Source organism: Flavobacterium sp. (assembly GCF_046153165.1).
In the GTDB taxonomy this organism is placed as follows: domain Bacteria; phylum Bacteroidota; class Bacteroidia; order Flavobacteriales; family Flavobacteriaceae; genus Flavobacterium.
In genome coordinates this window covers 26750-45445 of sequence record NZ_JBJXEN010000050.1, presented here as the reverse complement: position 1 = coordinate 45445, position 18696 = coordinate 26750, and the positions used below count along the sequence as shown (strand labels likewise).

The window sequence follows — 18696 nt, the reverse complement described above, 5'->3', positions numbered from 1 at the left end:
TAAAAGATTAAAAGTTCCTTATAAACCTTTAAACTTCTAAACTCATAAACTAAAATATATGAGTCACACAAACAAAGAATTTAGTATATCAAGTTGGGCTGTAGACAATCGCGTTACAGTATATATCTTGACGCTTTTGATTGTAATATTAGGAGTAACTGCCTACATTACAATGCCACGTGAAGATTTCCCAGAAATTATTGAAAATAAAGTATATATCTCATCTGTATTCCCTGGAAACTCGGCAGAAGATGTTGAAAAATTAGTGATTAAACCACTCGAAAAGGAATTTAAAAACATTAGTGGTGTTGGCAAAATAACTTCAAGTTCATTTCAAGATTACGGAATGATTATCGTTGAATTTGACGATAAAGTAAAAATCGAAGAAGCAAAAACCAAAATCAAAGATAAAGTTGATTTGGCAAAAGCAGATACCGATTGGCCAAATTTGGATAACGGAAGTAAAGTTGAACCAAGTGTTTTTGAATTAAATATTTCAGAAGAAGTACCGATTTTAAATATCAACTTACAAGGAAATTATACAACTCAACAACTTAAAAAATATGGAGAATTACTTCAAGACGATATTGAAGAAGTACCTCAAGTTAAAAAAGTAGATATTCTTGGAGTTGACGACAAAGAAGTTGAGATTGCTGTAGATATATATAAAATGACCGCAGCGCAAGTAACATTTGACGACATTCAAAATGCTGTTAAATATGAAAATATGACGCTTTCTGGTGGTAATTTAATTTCTCAAGGTTCAAGAAATAACATCAGAATTGTTGGTGAAATCAAAGATCCGAAAGAGTTAGAAAACATTGTCGTAAAATCTTATGGAGGAACAGTTTACCTTAAAGATATTGCCGTAGTAAGTTTTAAAGAAAAAGAAAAAACTACATATGCTCGTGAAAAAGGAACTGAAGTTGTAATGCTAAACGTGAAAAAACGTTCAGGTGAAAATATGATTTCGGCTATTGAACAAGTTAAAGAAAAAATTGAAAAAGCTCAAAATACCTATTTGCCATCTAATTTAAAATTAAAACTTACCAATGATCAATCATCAAGAGTTGAACACGAAGTAGATGAACTTTCAAACCACATTATTTTTGGTATTGTATTGGTAATGATTGTATTGATGTTCACAATGGGATTACGAAATTCGTTATTCGTTGGAGCAGCAATTCCACTTTCGATGTTAATGGCGTTTAGTATTTTGTCAGCATTTGGTTTAACCTTAAACACAATGGTGCTTTTTGGTCTTGTAATGGGATTAGGAATGCTTGTTGATGATGGAATTGTAGTGGTAGACAACGTATTTGCCAATATGAAAAAAGGAATGGATAAAGTTTCTGCTTCTAAAATTGGTATTGGTGAAATCGCTTGGCCTGTAATTTCTTCAACAGCAACAACACTTATGGCATTTTTACCATTTGCTTTATGGCCAGGAACTATGGGTAAATTTATGAAATATTTCCCTATTACTTTAACCATAACTTTATCAGCATCATTATTTGTGGCGATGGTTGTAAATGCTGCTATGACTGGAGGTTCGATGGCAATTGAAGATAAAAATGTTTCTAAAAAATCAGCAAAATTATATTCAATTATTTTTACAATTATAGGAGTAATATTTGTTTTAATTGGAAACATTTATGATTCTAAATTTGCAAGAGCAATCGGACATTTAGCAATAATTTCATTAGGATTAATGTGGTTATATAAAATCAAATTATACCAATGGACGCAAGATTTTCAACACAGTTTCTTCCCAAGAATGGAGGATAAATACAAATTATTTTTAGCAAAAATATTAACCGGAAGAAGAGCTTGGTTAGCCTTGATTGGAATAATTGGAATGATGTTTTTCTCTTTTGTTTTATTGGGTATTTTCCCAAGACAAGTGTTGTTTTTCCCAGAAAATATACCAAAACAAATTATCACTTATATAGAGTATCCGCAAGGAACAGCAATTGACAAAACTAATAAAGCAACTAAATTTGTTGAGAATCAAGTGATTTCTATAATGAAGAAATACATTGATCCAAAGACAGATGAAAATTTCCTGGCAGAATCAATTGTTTCACAAGTAGGAAAAGGTGCTGGAAATCCAAATGTTGATGCTGGTTCAGCTTCTGAAACACCATTTAAAGGAAAAGTAACTGTCAATTTTTCTGAATTCAAATTCAGACGTGGAGTTAATACCACTGATGTTTTAGAAGAAATTAGAAGTAAAGTAAAAGGAATCGCAGGCGCTAAAGTTACTGTCGAAAAAGATGCAAATGGTCCACCGGCAGGTTATCCAATTAGTATTCAATTAACAGGATCTGATTATGATGTAATGCTGAAAGAAGCACACAAAATGATTACTTTTATCGATTCTAAAAACATTGGTGGAATTGAGCGTTTGGATGTTGATGTAAACAAAGAAAGTCCTGAATTAGAAGTAAAAGTTGACAGAGTAAATGCAGGAAGTTTAGGCGTTTCTACTGGTCAACTTGGGTATAATTTGCGTCGTTCTATTTATGGTCAAGAAATTTCTACTTACAAAGAAGGTGATGATGATTACAATATCACTATGCGTATGCAAGATGATCAACGTAAAAATGAAAATGTATTATTCAATCAGTCATTGACCTTCAGAAATCAAAACAACGGACAAATTGTTCAAGTTCCAATTTCAGCGGTTTCAAAAACTGAAAAAACAACTACTTACAATCAGATTAAACGAAAAAATCAAAAAAGAATAATGACCATTTATTCTAATGTTTTAACTGGTTTTAATGGTGATGCTATTACTAAACAAATAGAAGCAGACCTTAAAGGATATAATTTAACTAAATCAGTAAGTTATTCGTTCTCTGGAGTTCAAGAAGAACAAGGTAAAAACCAAAGTTTCTTAATGTTAGCTCTGTTTTTAGCTTTAGCAGGAATTACAATTATTATTGTGTTACAATTTAATTCGGTTTCTAAAACAATGGTAATTTTATTTACTGTAATATTGAGTTTTAGTGGTGTTTTCTATGGTTATGTAATTGCTAATATGGATTTTGTTATCTTAATGACCATGATGGGAATTATATCACTTTCTGGAATTGTAGTAAAAAATGGAATTGTATTAATGGACTTCTTTGTTCTCTTATTAGATAAAAAAGTTGCTGATAAACACTTAACAAGTCATGATGATTTATCTTTAGAAGAAATAAAAGAAGTAATCATCGAATCCGGAAAATCTAGATTACGTCCAGTATTACTAACGGCATTGACTGCAGTTTTAGGATTAATTCCATTAGCAATAGGATTAAATTTTGATTTCTTCTCATTAATTACCGACTTAAATCCGCACTTATTTATGGGTGGAGATAATGTAATGTTTTGGGGACCATTAGCATGGACTATTATCTTCGGATTAACTTATGCAACCGTTTTAACTTTGGTTATGGTTCCAGTTATGTTTTATTTAGTAAAACGAATGAAATATTGGTTGCGTGACAGACGAAATGCAAATAAAGTTATTGCTGAAATGTAATTTCGTCGAACATAACAAACACTTAAGCGATTTTTTTAAAAAGAAATCGCTTTTTTGTTTTAAAATCGTTTACTTGTTATAAAAATTATTTGGAGGTTGCCAATAAAGAATTAATAGATGATGGTGTAAAATTATTAGAGAAAATTTTAATGATAAAATACTTTTTACAAAAATGGAAAGACGCTCTAAATATAGGGCGTAAAGATAATTTGCATTATTTAGAAAGACAGCGAATAGCAACGTTAAATGCGATTTCATTATTAATAATTTTTGGAAGTATTTTTATAACTATAATTTATTGCTCATTAAATTTTGACAACCGTTTTATAGGATTAATAATTTTGCCGGTTTCCCTAAGTGTTTTGTTTTGTAATTATAAAAAAAAATACAAAGCAGCTCGTAATATTGCTTTAATTGGGTTTCTAGTTGTAATTACAATTTGGGCATTTTATACCAGAAGGACTGGAGCTCAGTTACTTTATATTGCTTTAGCTAGCGGTAGCGTTTCAATTTTTAGGCAAAGAAAAATTGCTTATACTTCTATGATAATTTGTTCTATATTATTTTTTGCTTACATATATTATGATTCTGTAACTCCCTTTGTACCCAATAGTAGAATAAATTACTTTGTTATAAATGCCATTTTAGCTTATACAACAGCTGGAATGATGTTTTTTCAAGCTATGGTAAATGTTGATATCAGTTTGTCTGTTTCAAAACGTTTAGATAAAAATTTTCAAAAGTTAAATATATCACTCGAAAGCCAAAAAATATCCGATGAAAGATTAAAATCTGCTAATAGCGAGTTGTATGATTTTAATAAAAAATTAGATTTTTTGGTCAAAAAATCTAGCGAAGAATTGTATTCTTATCAAATGGCAATAAACGATAATTTAAGTTCGATTGTTACCGATTTTGAAGGGAAAATTTTAAAAATAAACGATTTATATCTCGAAAAAACAGGTTATACAAGAGAAGAACTCTTGGGAGAAAATATAAATATTTTAAAATCAGACTATCACGATGATCAGTTTTATAAACAAATAACTTTAACCATTGCATCAGGTCAAGTTTGGCGTGGTGAATCGAAGATTAAAACTAAAAACGGAAGCGATTTCTGGATTTCTTCTTCAATACTTCCCATCAAGGATTCTGAAGGAAAAATCACTAAATTTTTAACCATTTCAGCTAATATTACAGATAAAAAAATAGCAGAAGAAAAAGAGAAATATGCAATCGATAAATTATCGAAAAGCGAAAAAAGGTTTAGTTTATTGATAGAAAATCAAACCGATTTAATAGTTATTACAGACAAACAAGGAAATAGAAAATACGTAAATAAAGCTTTTTGTGATTTCTTCGGAAAAGACAAAGATTATTTTATGGGAACTAATTATAGAACTTTACAACCCGATAATGTTGATAATTTTTACTTAAGAATATTCGATTCTATATCATACGAAAATCCCAAAATCACCATAGTTCTTCTTAGAGAAAATGCATTGGGGCAAAAAAGATGGATAAAGTGGGATGAAATTGCTTTTTTTGATACAAATAAAGAAGTAATAGAAATACTTTCTATAGGACATGATATTACTGAAATGAAAGAAAATGAGTTTCAAAATGCTAATTATATTGCTCAATTTGAAGAATTAGCATTCAAAAACTCACACCATTTCCGTAAACCTTTAAGTAATATCATTGGTGTCATAGATTTAATAGATGGAGATACTAGCAAAGATGAAACAAATGAATTGTTAAGTATAATAAAAAATGAAATAAACGATTTAGATTCTTCTTCGAAAGAGTTATCTAATTTTATAAATACACATTCTAAAAACCGTAAACATCATGAAGAAATTTTTAATGTCGATTTTATAGAAGCAAAACTAAAACACCTAAAATGGAAATATAAGATACGCCATTTTCTTGATGGAGAAGGAAGTTTAACGGAAACTCAAGCGGTTTCTCATTATCACTGCGATTTTGGAAAATGGTATTATAGCGAAGGGAAAGAAAAATACGGACACATGGAATCTGTGCAAAAACTTGAGTTGCAACACGAAAAATTGCATCATTTAGTTAAAGATATACTAGATTTAAAAGCGAAAGGAAAAATAGAAGAATCCGAAATAAAATATAGAAAGCTTGTTGCTACATCCGACAAAATAATAATATTGTTAGATGAATCAGAACAAAGTATAAATAACGAAAACGCCTCAACTTATAGTTAAGGCGTTTTGCTTTTGGTTTGGTTTTATGGTTTTATGGTGGAGAATATCGGATTCGAACCGATCACCTCTTGCCTGCCAGGCAAGCACTCTAGCCAAATGAGCTAATCCCCCAATATTTTCCCAAATATATTGTTTTTATTGAATAATTTATACTTTTGTGAAAAATAAAAACAATGCAAGACATTACCATAAAAATTACAGATCGTGAAGGCACAATACACGAAGTGCAAGCTCCAACAGATATGAACATGAATGTCATGGAGTTAGTACGTATGTATGAACTCGCTCCAGAAGGCACTATTGGAATTTGTGGAGGAATGGCTATGTGTGCTTCTTGCCAATGTTATGTTCTCAATGATGTTGTATTGCCAGAAATTGGTGATGATGAAGAAGCTATGCTGTCTGAAGCATTTAATGTAAAACCGAATAGCAGGCTGGGTTGCCAGATTCATATTACTGATGAGTTGGAGGGATTAGAGATAGAATTAGCTCCAGAATCTTAAGTCCTACTGTAATTGCTTAGTTTTTGCGGGCTTTCTAAATATTCTTTAACAATTTGCAAAACACCATTGTCTGTAGTGTCAATAAACCATTTTATTAAGGAAATATTTCCGTCTTCAATTTCTATTCCTGTAATACTTCTTGGGTGAACACAGCTTCCGTCATTAAAGAAACTAAGTTCATTTTCTTGTGGTTTGGGAAAATGAGGTCTATGTGTGTGACCAACAATAGTGATGAGGTTTTTATTGTAGGCAATCCATTTTTTTATTCTTCGTTCTACTTTTACGAGTTCTGTATAATTTTTAGCAGGACTAGTAGGGTCTTTTATTCCCCAAATTTGTAAAGGTTTCCATAAAATACGAACAAAAAAACGATTTATCTGCCAACCTACATAATTCATAAAATCTGCTTGATGACCATGGGTTAAGAAGATTTCTTGCTTTGTTTGAACGTTTTCAAGTACAATTCCTTCGTGAAATTCAAGATTTGGCATTAGCGGAAGCTTCTTTCCTTCTTTGACATCAAAATAATCAGAAAAATTCTTTTTTACAACTGCTGGATTTCTATAAACCATATCATGATTGCCATAAATCATGTGTAATTTGTTAGTATTGTAATATTTCTGAAGTTGTAAATAAACGCTTTTGTTGGCTTCTAAAACATCTTTAAAAAATAAGTTCTCCCATAATTCATCTCCGTCACCAATCTCGATATAAGTAAAATCGTTTTCAAAATAATATTTTAATGCGTGTTGGTATATATTTCTATTATTTGCAAAATCATCAGCAAAACTTCCGTCTCCACGATGGCAATCGGAAAACAAGATAAACTTCGATGAATCGTCGAAGGAAATTCTTCTCGCCTCTTTATAAGCCCTAGTTAAACGATCTTGAGATGAAAACATATTAGTTGGATGAGTTAACCAAAGATATTTTTTTTTGCGTAATTTGTTCTTCTATCGCATCCCAAAGACCTATTCTTTTTTTAAGCGCTAGAACCGAAACCTCTTCGACTTCTTTCCATTTTTGTTCATCATTTTCGCATAATTCGGTAATCATTTGCATAGCCATTGGTCCGTGTTCATCGGCATCTAGCTCAATATGTCTTTCAAAATAATAGATTAGTTTTGATAAATCAGTTTCAGGGAAATTAATTTTAAAATTTTTCAGAATTTCGGTAAACATAGATGGAATAAGATCTTCTCTTCCAAAAGTAAATGCCGCAGCAATTTTATGTGGTTTCCCTTCTTCAATTATTCGGAAAGTAAAGTCTAAAAAAGATTTAATATTAGTATGTAAATTACTTCTTTTTATCGAAATAAAAACATCATTTGTAACCGTAACATTTTCTAAAAAAGATTCAATTTCTGATGTGTTTGCGCCACAAGAATTCATGGATTCAATATACATTTCAAAATGGCTTTGTCTTTTTCCGTCTAATGAAATATCTGTTTCTTCGGCTAAAACAATTTCATTGATTAGATAGCGAATTTTAGGATTTTTTGTTGCAAACCATGGCGTTGTAGTACAAGTTAATTTTGATTGCAATGCTTTTAGAAGTGACATAAAATCCCAAACTGCATAAATGTGTGTTTCAAGAAAACAATGAAGATCATTTATGTTTTGTATTTGATGATACAAAGGATGTTGTAATAAAATATTTTTTTTGGGTTCGATAACTTGATTGATATTTTGGATAGTCATAAATATGTAATTTAAGTTTTTTAAAAAATAATAGATACTTTATTTGTAGTAAATATTCCTTCAATAAAATGGATGTCTTTTTCTATTTTTAGATATTCTTCGGTCGATAATCTTTCCTTAAAAAAGGTTTTTTTTAAATCTAAAACCAATTCAAATTCATATTTATCTTTTTCGTCTAGATAATATTCTAAATCATCTTCTTTAAAATAACGTTCCTTGTTCCAAGAAGTTTTTATCACAAAAGTTTTTGTTTCTTTTTGTTTGAAAGTGATTTTAGATTCAAGTAAATGATGGTTTTCTATTATCCAGTTGTCATCAGTGCTTTTCCCGCCATTTTTTGTATAATTATCTACAATAATTTTATTTTTTGCTGTAAATTCTTCTAAAGATTTTTTAATTATTTCCTTTGCTTCGGGAGAAGTATAATCTTTAATTCCTGTTAATTTTGTTTCCCAATCGATGCCATGTTTCTCAAAAAAAGGACCATCAAGTGGAGTGAAAATATCATTATGATATATTTTATAAATTGGAAACAAAGTCATCGAACTCGCCGCATTCGCTATCAAAGTATTTGGTATAAGGAAGAAAGAAATCGAATTGTTTGATAGGTTTTCTATATGATAATTGATAGTGTAAACTCGTATTTTTGGATTTGAATCATCTGAAATAATAGAATCAATTTTTACATCAATAGCTTTGTTTTGAGAAAAAACAGAAAGAGAAAACAGAAAGAGTAAGACTACTATTTTTTTCATTTAAAATGTATAATAATTTTATAAAACCATCAAATTACAACCACGAATATCGGAATTGTCGAAACGGCCTAAAATCTCAAACGTATTATTTTTGTATTTCTTGCCCAAATCTTGAGTGGCAATAAAAGCACAAGAATTAATATTAGCTAAATCGATAACATTAATTCCACCTGTTTTTCCGCTTTCAATATAGGTTAGAGCATCTTCGGTATCGCGAACTAGTATTTGCATCCAATTTGGACATTCAAATATGCCATTTCCAAGAGAATAAGCCTGAGATAATAATTCAGTCATTCCGTATTCAGAATGTATCGCATTTACACCAAAACCATCGCAAAGTTGTTCGTGTAATTCTTCGCGGATCATTTCTTTTCTTTTACCTTTCATACCACCAGTTTCCATGATAATGGTATTTTTTAGATTAAATTTTTGTTTTTCGACCAAATCTAACAAAGCGTAAGTAACCCCAATGAGAATGACGTTTTGTCCTTTATTGTCTAAAGCGATAAGCTTTTGAATTAATTCTTCGTGGTTGTGAAGGTAAAAACCACTATCAGGATTATTTGTTTGTTTTATTAAATCATCGACCATATAAATTAGCGACGAACCTTCTCGTTCTAAATAGGAAGGAAGTAAAGCCAAAATTACATAATCTTCTATGTTTCCGTAAAATTGAGAAAAGGCATTGCGATAACTGTTTTCGTACAGAGAAACATTTGTAACTAAATGTTTGCTGGTAATCACTCCTGTGGTTCCGCTACTGGTAAAAGTAGCTTGAATGACTTCTTTAGAGCTTAAAATCTCATGGGATTTAAAAAACTGTATGGGCAAAAAAGGAATGTCTTCAATTTTTTTTACATTGGTTTTATCCTTGTTTAAAAAATCACAAAACTGCTTATATACTTCGTTATTATCGTATTGAAAACGAAATAATTTGAGAGAAATTTTATCGAATTCTTTTTTGGAATCGATTTGAAATATGTCGGAGGTATTAAACAATTAATTTTTTTGTAAAAGTAAGGAAATAAAAAAAGTCCCACAATGTAGGACTTCAAGATTTGTTTGGTATGTGCTAATTTATTGCAAATTCTTTTATTTCGGTTTTATCATTTTCAACAACTTTAATTGTATATACTCCTTTTTTAAATTTTGAAAGGTATATAGGTGAACCAATAGTAGAAGTTGTAAAAACCTTTCTTCCTTTTTTATTAAAGAACGAAATTTTTTTCATAGTATATATGTCAGAGACTATATAAATATGTTTTCCATGTTTTTCAGAATCATAACTTATAATCTTCAACCCTGAAATAGAATCGCTCTCAGATGCGGGTTTTTTAATTATTTCGCTATTGTAAAATGCTTCAATTGTAGTCTTCGGTTTTGTGTTTATACCGTTTTCTTCGTTAGTTGTATTCGCTATAGAATTAATGCTTAGTAATAATAATAAATAAATAGTTTTCATCTCGTTGTTTATATTTAGTGATTTAATTTCGAGACAAAACTAGCGAGAAGCTTTTTTATAAAACAATATAATCGTTAACAGCGTTATTTTTTTCGATAAAAAGCATTAACTTGCTATAAATAAGGTATTTACCCTTGTTTTTTCTAACTAAAATTAGTGATATAAATCTCATTAATTTCGTGCAGTTCTATTATTGTAAAAGGGTTGTTTTGTTATTGTGATTACACAAACAATCAAATTTTGTTAGTATAAGGGAATGATATTAAACAAAGAAACCGTCTCGTATAAATATTGAGACGGTTTCTTTAAATATTTTTAAAAAATAAATTACTCGATAACTAACTTTCTAGTAGCTGTTTTACCTTCTTCAGTAATTTTTACTACATAAACACCTTTGCTTAATGAAGCAACGTTTATTGGCGCATTAGTTACATTTGCAGAAAGAACTTGAGCTCCTAATACATTATATATTGCTACAGTTTTTGTTTCAAAACTATCAGAAGTAATGTTTAATAAGTTTTTAGCTGGGTTTGGGTATATTTTTAATCCTGAAATTGAATTTTTTTGAGTTCCGAGAGTACCATTTGTTACATATGCCCAGTTGTCTGCCACTCTAAGATTTGAATACTCGATATTACCAGTTCCTGAAAGTGATCCTTCATACTGTCTGAATGCAATTGCACCAACCGTTGTTTGTATGCCTATTCCTAAAGAGTTTACTGCTGTAGGCGTTGGCTCATTAGAATTTAATATTGGATTAATAAATAATGAGGCAGTATTTGTTGCCACTTCATATTTAACAACTACGAATAAATTATTGTTTATGCTAAAATCTGTAGTTGCATAAGTAGGATTGTCATAAATTGTATTGAAAATGTTATCAATATAATTTACCCCATAATTATAAACTCCTATATTAAATGTTCCTAAAGTTGATCCAGTTTTAAAATATAATTTCCCAAGAAATGGTAGTGGTAAAGCATCTGGAGGTCTAGCTTCAGTGTTGGCAAAGTGCAAAGAACAGCTGCCAACTGTAGTTAGCCCATTGGTATTTGGAACATTAACTACTACAGAATAATATGCGGTTGTGTTTATAGGTGTTCCAATGCTTTTATTTACATCCTCAGTATTACCTGATATGAGAGAAATTTTATTCCCCGTAAATGTTGTTAAGCCAGAATAGTTTAAAGAGCCTGGAGAAATCATTATTTGCCCTGAAACTCCATTGTGATTATACCATCCATTAGTAATTAATGAACCAGTTCCAGTAAAGGAATCAGTAAGTTGAGCAAATGATATATTGTAAATAAATATTATAAATATAGAGAAGGATGTTTTCATAAGGTATTAAGAACTTTAATATAAAGGCTTTGTGAAAGTTGATAAATAAAAAAGCTCCAAAATATTTGGAGCTTTAAAGATATATAAATTCTTGTTAAAGATTACTCGATAACTAACTTTCTAGTAGCTGTTTTGCCTTCTTCAGTAACTTTTACTACATAAACACCTTTGCTTAATGAAGCAACGTTTATTGGTGCATTAGTTACATTTGCAGCAAGAACTTGAGCTCCTAATACATTATATATTGCTACAGTTTTTGTTTCAAAACTATCAGAAGTAATGTTTAATAAGTTTTTAGCAGGGTTTGGGTATATTTTCAATCCTGAAATTGCATCGAAACTGCTTCTAGATAATGTTAATTCTGCTAACGAACGAGCAACAACTTTAAGAACACCTGTGTTTTCTGAAACAATTACCGCAATATTTCTTGCGCCAGTTGGTATTACAGCACCTATGTAGTCAACTTCTGTAGCTGGAAACATTGGTCTAAAAAGAGAAGCTGTTCCGTCATTAATAGCAGTATCAGTGTTTACAACAAATACAGCAGTACCATCAGCAGCAGTAAAATTAACTCCGTTTATTTGTACTAATTGGCTTTCGTAAGCATCTATGTTTCCTGCAATAGTTGCAAGAGATACAACTTGCGGTGTGATTGTATTTCCTGTAGATGGTTTTGTAGCATCTTGGTTAGGAACAAATTCCATAACACCACTAAAATTTATTAATTGTCCTTTTATGTTAGAAATACCATCTCCAATAACAAATGGAGTTGTAATTAAACCAGCACTATCGTCAACTAATATTCCAGCTGTAGCATCTTGAATGTATTTTTGATTACGTCCTCCTGTAAGTGGTCTTGAAAAAGAAACTACAGAAGTTCCAGTGTAATTTACCCAAGCATTTATTCCAGCAGCTCTAACAGCAGCTAAAGTTGCGGCATTTGTATAACTTGCTACTGTAAATGTTACTGTAGCATTTTTTGCTGGAACAATAGGAGTATGAGTATTATCTACTAACTCTACATAAACTGTATATGATCCTGGAGTTGTAGGAACTGCAATAGGAGTTGTGTCGTATTTCATAACAGTTGCTCCACCATTTATTGTGTAGTGAATATGACCGTTGCCTGTACCGTTTGCAACATTAAAATTGTTTACAGACAAAACTACATTTACAGTTGTTGTCTCTGGAGAAAATATTGTTGCATTTGCTGGTGAAGTTATTGAAATAGTTGGTACAGTACAACTATAAGCAGCTACTGAAGAGTTTCTTGGATTTACACTTCCTAAAGCAAAATCTGTTGAATTGTTGTTTGTGTCATTACATCCATTGTTTCCTCTTTGAAAAGAAATAGTATTGTTGGTTCCTGTTGTTGAAAAAATTGCAGTTTCAGATGAAGTTGCAGTTGATCCATAACCTAATAAATCTATATATCCAGTTGTAACAACAGCTCCTGATAAAGCAGTAATGTTATTTACTAATGCAACCTTACCAGCTGTTCCAGACAAATTTGAAGGCGATGTTGTTATATCCGCATCAGGAGTTGGCAAAGCAATACCTACTGTACTTCCAGCTAATTTAACTAAAAAATATTTTCCAGCTCCAATTGATGAAGCAGCAGGGATTGCGTTAACAGCCCAAGCAGTACCAGTTGCACTTGCATACTGAACTGACCAACCCGAAATATCCACAGATGCAGCTCCTTTGTTGTATAATTCAACAAAATCGTTAGTGTAAGTTGCGCTTGCGTTTCCACCACCACCATATACTTGGCTAATTACTACTTGTCCAAAAGACATTGCACTAACTAAAGTTAATGCTAATAAGTAAATTTTTTTCATTTTTCTATTTGTTTAAAAATTGGACTACAAAGGTAATAGTAATTTCTTTATGAGAAAGAAACTAATGTAAATAAAATATTAAATTAAAAAATAATATTAAAAAATCAATTACTTGATAATGAGTTTTCTAGTGGCGCGTTGCTCGCCTTCTTTTATTTTTATAATGTAAACTCCTGGAGATAATGTAGAAACATTTAGCTCCTTAGTAGATATTGTGAGTTGCATTACACGTTTTCCTAAAACATCAAAAATCTCGATATCTTTAGGAGCACTAGTTTTTGAGGTGATATATACACGACCGTTTCCTACTGGGTTTGGGTATACGTTTAGATTGTCAAACTGTTGTTCTTGGGTTTTTGCTGACAATGAAGATTGCTTCCCGTCTTGAGCTAAGGCGCTCAACGAAAACAAAAGGCTAAATAATGTAATATAAATGTAGTTTTTCTTCATCGAAATCAATAATAGGGTAAAGATATAAAATTAATTCAAATACCGTACCAAAAAGCAAATCAAATCTTTTTTAACATTTCATTATGTTTCAATTTCTATTGTGTAAGTTTTAAATCCGTTATATTTTTTGTTTATATTTGTTTAAACTAAAAACAAAAAAATGTACGATTTTATTCAAAAATTTCACTCTGGCTGGGCATATTTAGCCTTGTTACTGCTAGTTGTAGCTGTTGCAAACAGTACTTTAGGATTCTTATCTAAAAGAGAATTTTTCGCAAAAGACAAGAAAATTGCATTATTTGCGCTTATAGTGACACACATACAACTTACAGTTGGGTTGGTATTATATTTTCTGTCACCTTTGGGGTTGTCAGCTTTTGGTGACATGAAAAATGCAGCTTTGCGACTAACCTCGTTAGAGCATCCGTTAACTAATGTTATAGCCATCATACTAATCACAATAGGTTGGTCTAAACATAAAAAAGCATTAGAAGGTAAAAATAAGTTTAAAGCAATTGCAATATTTTATGGACTAGGATTGTTACTTATATTAAGTAGAATTCCGTGGTCATTGTGGTTCTAATAATTTAAAAAAAGTCTTATTTATTAAGGCTTTTTTATTTTTGGGTATGGTATTTGACAAGTGTGTAATAATAATTAATTAAAATTATGATGAAAGATAAATTTTTTCTGGTAATTACCACAACAATAGCAGCGATACTAATTTCTAGTTTTTCGTTCAAAAAATTCGATAAACAATCTTTTTCTATAAGACCAGTTCAAGATACAGTCAAGGTCGATTCGGTAGCGATAGACAGTTTGCTTATAGAAGGCAATTTTACCTATAAATTATACAAAAGAAAAGCCCACGCCTCGTATTATGCCAAAAGATTTCACGGAAAGCGTACTGCAAGTGGCACCCGTTTCGATAATAACAAACTCACAGCAGCGCACCGTAAGTTCGCTTTTGGAACCATGTTGCGTATTACAAATGAGCGAAACGGAAAACATGTCATAGTTACAGTAACCGATCGTGGTCCATTTGTAAAAGGAAGAGAAATAGATTTATCACGACGTGCTTATATGCAAATGACCTCTAACAAAGGTGGCGGAGAAACATTAGTGACCATCGAAGTGATGAAGAAAAAGTAATTTTTACCAGCTTCCAAAAGGATTATTGCTCAAATAAGCATTGTAATATCTATTATCACCCGTAACTTCTTGACCTAACCAATTTGGTTTTTCGAAACTTTCGTTTTCGTCATCGAGTTCTATTTCTGCAATAATCAAACCGTTGTTTTCTCCAGCAAAAACATCAACTTCATAGATGTGCTTTCCTAAAGGGATTTCATATCTGATTTTGTCAATCACGCCATTTTCGCAAATAGATAATAATTTTTCAGCTTCAGCTAATGGGATTTCGGTTTCCCATTCTAATCTTGTTGTTCCTGAGTCGTTACCTTTACCTTTTATAGTCAAAAAACCTTTACTTCCCTTAATTCTTACACGAACCGTTCGCTCAGGATTAGAATTTAAATAACCTTGTACGATTCTATTTTTGGCAACAGCCAAAGCAATAAAATCATTATTTAAAACTAAAAATTTGCGTTCTATTTCTATCATTTTTTGGAAGCTATTCCAGCTTTACACTGCAATCTTTATTTTTTTAAAGAAAAAAACAAAGGATTTTCGTTGCAATCTGGGCTATGGGTTTCGTTACCAAAGATATGATTTTTCAGAAAGCAAACTTTACTAATCTTAGTTTCATCTCTACAAATCTCGAGGTAATTTTTTTAAATTTGTACCATGTCCGATAATATACAGCGAAAAATAATTCATATCGATATGGATGCCTTTTATGCATCGGTCGAGCAAATGGATAATCCTGACCTAAAGGGAAAACCATTGGCTGTTGGCGGAAGTGAAATTCGTGGTGTCGTTTCGGCAGCAAGTTACGAAGCGCGAAAATTTGGTGTTCGTAGTGCGATGAGTGGTGCGCAAGCCAAGCGAAATTGCCCCGATTTAATTTTCGTTCCGCCTCGTTTTGATAGATATCGAGAGATTTCGAAAAAAATTCAAAAAATATTTTATGAATATACAGATTTAGTCGAACCTTTATCGCTCGACGAAGCTTATCTAGATGTTACCCAAAATAAAAAAGGAAATCCTAGTGCGACTTTGATTGCACAAGAAATTAGAAAGCGCATTTTCGATGAGGTTGGGCTAACTGCTTCGGCAGGAATATCGGCTAATAAGTTTGTAGCAAAAATCGCTTCGGATTATAACAAACCCAACGGACAAAAAACCATTAATCCAGAAGAAATTGAAGATTTCTTGGAAGCTTTAGATATTAAAAAATTTTACGGAATTGGGAAAGTAACTACCGAGAAAATGTACCAACATGGGATTTTTACAGGAAAAGATTTAAAAAGAAAAACGTCCGAATACCTCGAGGAGCATTTTGGTAAAAGTGGCGCTCAGTATTACAAGATTGTGCGTGGCATTCACAACAGTGAAGTAAAACCCAATCGAACTACAAAATCGGTCGCTGCCGAACATACATTTGACACTAATCTTACTTCCGAAATATTTATGGCAGAACGATTGGAACGAATTGCTTCCGAACTCGAAAGAAGACTTCAAAAATACAAAATATCAGGAAAAACCATTACATTAAAAATAAAATACTCCGATTTTACCCAACAAACTCGAAGTAAAACTTTGCCTTATTTTGTGTCTGACAAAGGAATTATTTTTGAAACTGTCAAAGAATTGTTATACCAAGAACGAATGAAAGATTCGGTGCGATTACTCGGAATTTCTCTCGCTAATTTGAATACGGAGATAAAAAAAACCGTAGTTGTGCAACTACGGTTTGAATTTTAACTTTTCCACAAAAGCTGAAATCTAATTACTCAATCTCAGAAACTCTCAGTGTGTTTACCATTCCTTTGTCGGTTACTGGCATAGCTGCTAGATTTATTAAGAAATCACCTTTTTCTACAAATCCTTTTACACGTGCTATTTCATTTACATCGGTCACAGTGTCATCGGTACTTACAAATTTGTCATAATAAAATGATTTTACACCCCAAAGTAAATTAAGTTGGGTAAGAATCCTTTTGTTAGAAGTAAAAACTAAAATATGAGCCGATGGTCGCCATGCAGAAATCTGAAAAGCAGTGTATCCACTATTGGTTAAGGTACAAATTGCTTTGGCTTTAATCACATTTGCCATCGTTGCAGCATGGTGACAAATAGTTTTTGTGATAAAACGATTGGTACGAATTTGTGGTGTGTTTTGTGGCACTTGAATAAGTGGAGAATCTTCTACGGCTTCAATAATTTGTGTCATTTGTTCGATAACCTGAACAGGGTAGTTTCCAACAGATGTTTCGCCAGAAAGCATTACAGCATCAGCACCATCCATAACAGAATTTGCAACATCATTTACCTCGGCACGAGTTGGTGTAAGGCTTGTAATCATGGTTTCCATCATTTGTGTGGCAACAATTACTGGGATACGAGCTGTTTTTGCTCTGTGTATTAGTTTTTTCTGAATAAGAGGGACTTCGTGAGCAGGAACTTCTACTCCTAAATCTCCACGAGCTACCATTAGACCGTCGCAATAAGCAACAATTTTATCTATGTTTGCAACTCCTTCAGGTTTTTCTATTTTGGCAATAATCGGAATTTTATAATCAGAATGTTTTGAGATTAATTGTTGTAACTCTATTAAATCTTCCGCTGTTCTTACAAAGGAAAGTGCTATCCAATCTACTTTTTGTTCGATAGCAAAAATGGCGTCTTTTATATCTTTTTTTGTTAAGGCAGGAAGAGAAACTTTAGTGTTAGGAAGATTTACCCCTTTTTTAGATTTTAAAGGACCACCTTGAATAACTTTACAAATCACTTCGGTTTTTCTATTAGTTTCGATGGCTTCAAACATTAGTTTTCCGTCATCAAGAAGAATTTTTTCGCCTGGATTTACATCTTTTGGAAACTCTTTATAGTTCATGTAAACTCTATCGGCAGTTCCTGGAACATCTTCTGCAGTTTGAAAAGTGATGATGTCACCTGGATTTACGACCACATCTTCTTTCATCACGCCAACACGAAGTTTAGGTCCTTGCAAGTCACCAAGAATAGCTGTAGTGTAACCAAATTCTTCGTTTAAACCTCTAATTATATCTATTTTGGATTTTACATCATCATAATCTGCATGTGAAAAATTAATCCTGAAAACATTTACTCCAGCTTTAATCATGTCATTTAATACTTCTTTTGTACTACATGCTGGTCCAAGTGTGGCTACAATTTTTGTTTTTTTTATTGTTGGCATTTTTTAGAAAATTAAATTATTTTTTGATTTTATTTCGTTTGCGTTTACTTCATAAACGGCACTTATAGAATCAATTTTGTTTATTTTGTTTATAATATCTTTTATTTTGTATTGAGAATCATGTTCTATTTTTAGAAAATAATCTACTTTTTTTAGTTCGGAAACCAAGGAAATTCGTCTTGTAAAATTTTTATTTTCAAACAAATTGGCGACTACATCTTCATTAGGTAAATCGATTTTTTGTTTATTTTGAATTAAATCCCAAACCACCATTTTTTCTTCATCATCAAAGGTGAAACGAGAAAAATGACTTACTTTTTCCTGAATTTCAACAGGAATTTCATTTTCATTTTTACTAAGTGAAATGGTTAATTTCTGATTTAGTTTAAATGCTAGTTTATAATCTTCTTGTGAGGTATGAATGGCAATTAAGTTATAATCGACTTGGTCAAAATCCTCAAGATGTAATTTATGAATCGCCATAAAGCACTAAAAATAAGATGTAAAGATAGTATTTCTATTAGTTAAAAACCAGTTA

General features: G+C 31.4%; 17 protein-coding genes and 1 tRNA gene. 6 read left to right on the top strand and 12 right to left on the bottom strand.

The genetic code is table 11. The features are described 5' to 3' along the window. Positions 1 to 58: 58 nt before the first annotated feature. A complete protein-coding gene (locus ACKVOV_RS05950; protein ID WP_409205844.1) occupies positions 59 to 3529 on the top strand; it encodes an efflux RND transporter permease subunit in 3471 nt (1156 codons plus the stop codon). Positions 3530 to 3618: 89 nt separating this feature from the next. Next, complete coding sequence (locus ACKVOV_RS05945; RefSeq protein ID WP_409205843.1) at positions 3619 to 5763, top strand: PAS domain S-box protein; 2145 nt, start codon at positions 3619 to 3621, stop codon at positions 5761 to 5763. Positions 5764 to 5797: 34 nt separating this feature from the next. Here ACKVOV_RS05945 and ACKVOV_RS05940 read toward each other — a convergent pair. Further along, positions 5798 to 5874, bottom strand: a tRNA-Ala gene (locus ACKVOV_RS05940). Positions 5875 to 5936: 62 nt separating this feature from the next. Here ACKVOV_RS05940 and ACKVOV_RS05935 point away from each other — a divergent pair. Next, complete coding sequence (locus ACKVOV_RS05935) at positions 5937 to 6266, top strand: ferredoxin (RefSeq protein ID WP_409205842.1); 330 nt, start codon at positions 5937 to 5939, stop codon at positions 6264 to 6266. On the opposite strand, the gene ACKVOV_RS05930 is transcribed toward ACKVOV_RS05935, so the two are convergent. The 8 genes from ACKVOV_RS05930 to ACKVOV_RS05895 all read right to left on the bottom strand — a co-directional run bounded on the left by ACKVOV_RS05930 (position 6263) and on the right by ACKVOV_RS05895 (position 13816). Next, on the bottom strand, positions 6263 to 7168 hold the full coding sequence (locus tag ACKVOV_RS05930) for a metallophosphoesterase (RefSeq protein WP_409205841.1): 906 nt from the start codon (positions 7166 to 7168) through the stop codon (positions 6263 to 6265). The two genes, ACKVOV_RS05935 and ACKVOV_RS05930, sit on opposite strands and share 4 nt — an antisense overlap. Position 7169: 1 nt before the next feature. After that, positions 7170 to 7967 carry a DUF3050 domain-containing protein gene (locus ACKVOV_RS05925; RefSeq protein ID WP_409205840.1) on the bottom strand — a complete coding sequence of 266 codons (798 nt, stop codon included), beginning with the start codon at positions 7965 to 7967 and terminating at the stop codon, positions 7170 to 7172. 20 nt (positions 7968 to 7987) lie between these two features. After that, complete coding sequence (locus ACKVOV_RS05920) at positions 7988 to 8722, bottom strand: hypothetical protein (protein WP_409205839.1); 735 nt, start codon at positions 8720 to 8722, stop codon at positions 7988 to 7990. A gap of 18 nt (positions 8723 to 8740) precedes the next feature. Next, positions 8741 to 9721 (bottom strand): acyl transferase, encoded by a 981-nt coding sequence (locus ACKVOV_RS05915; protein WP_409205838.1) that lies wholly within the window; start codon positions 9719 to 9721, stop codon positions 8741 to 8743. 73 nt (positions 9722 to 9794) lie between these two features. Then, complete coding sequence (locus ACKVOV_RS05910; RefSeq protein ID WP_409205837.1) at positions 9795 to 10184, bottom strand: hypothetical protein; 390 nt, start codon at positions 10182 to 10184, stop codon at positions 9795 to 9797. A gap of 327 nt (positions 10185 to 10511) precedes the next feature. Then, on the bottom strand, positions 10512 to 11525 hold the full coding sequence (locus ACKVOV_RS05905) for a T9SS type A sorting domain-containing protein (protein WP_409205836.1): 1014 nt from the start codon (positions 11523 to 11525) through the stop codon (positions 10512 to 10514). Positions 11526 to 11626: 101 nt separating this feature from the next. Then, positions 11627 to 13366, bottom strand: a complete 1740-nt coding sequence (locus ACKVOV_RS05900; RefSeq protein ID WP_409205835.1) for a T9SS type A sorting domain-containing protein — start codon at positions 13364 to 13366, stop codon at positions 11627 to 11629. Positions 13367 to 13474: 108 nt separating this feature from the next. Then, the gene (locus ACKVOV_RS05895) at positions 13475 to 13816 is read right to left on the bottom strand and encodes a T9SS type A sorting domain-containing protein (protein ID WP_409205834.1); all 342 of its coding nucleotides are present in this window, start codon (positions 13814 to 13816) and stop codon (positions 13475 to 13477) included. Between the two features lie 160 nt (positions 13817 to 13976). On the opposite strand from ACKVOV_RS05895, the gene ACKVOV_RS05890 reads away from it, so the two are divergent. Further along, positions 13977 to 14399, top strand: a complete 423-nt coding sequence (locus ACKVOV_RS05890) for a hypothetical protein (RefSeq protein ID WP_409205833.1) — start codon at positions 13977 to 13979, stop codon at positions 14397 to 14399. 86 nt (positions 14400 to 14485) lie between these two features. Beyond that, positions 14486 to 14968 carry a septal ring lytic transglycosylase RlpA family protein gene (locus ACKVOV_RS05885; protein ID WP_409205832.1) on the top strand — a complete coding sequence of 161 codons (483 nt, stop codon included), beginning with the start codon at positions 14486 to 14488 and terminating at the stop codon, positions 14966 to 14968. Positions 14969 to 14971: 3 nt separating this feature from the next. Here ACKVOV_RS05885 and ACKVOV_RS05880 read toward each other — a convergent pair whose 3' ends face one another. Next, positions 14972 to 15439 (bottom strand): CYTH domain-containing protein, encoded by a 468-nt coding sequence (locus ACKVOV_RS05880; RefSeq protein WP_409205831.1) that lies wholly within the window; start codon positions 15437 to 15439, stop codon positions 14972 to 14974. Between the two features lie 183 nt (positions 15440 to 15622). Here ACKVOV_RS05880 and dinB point away from each other — a divergent pair, with 183 nt between their 5' ends. Continuing rightward, positions 15623 to 16702, top strand: a complete 1080-nt coding sequence (dinB, locus tag ACKVOV_RS05875; protein WP_409205830.1) for a DNA polymerase IV — start codon at positions 15623 to 15625, stop codon at positions 16700 to 16702. A gap of 25 nt (positions 16703 to 16727) precedes the next feature. On the opposite strand, the gene pyk is transcribed toward dinB, so the two are convergent. Together pyk and ACKVOV_RS05865 are read right to left on the bottom strand one after the other, a co-directional pair. Then, complete coding sequence (gene pyk / locus ACKVOV_RS05870) at positions 16728 to 18158, bottom strand: pyruvate kinase (RefSeq protein ID WP_409205829.1); 1431 nt, start codon at positions 18156 to 18158, stop codon at positions 16728 to 16730. A 3-nt stretch (positions 18159 to 18161) separates the two neighbouring features. Continuing rightward, positions 18162 to 18641, bottom strand: a complete 480-nt coding sequence (locus tag ACKVOV_RS05865; protein ID WP_409205828.1) for an IPExxxVDY family protein — start codon at positions 18639 to 18641, stop codon at positions 18162 to 18164. Between the last annotated feature and the right edge of the window lie 55 nt (positions 18642 to 18696).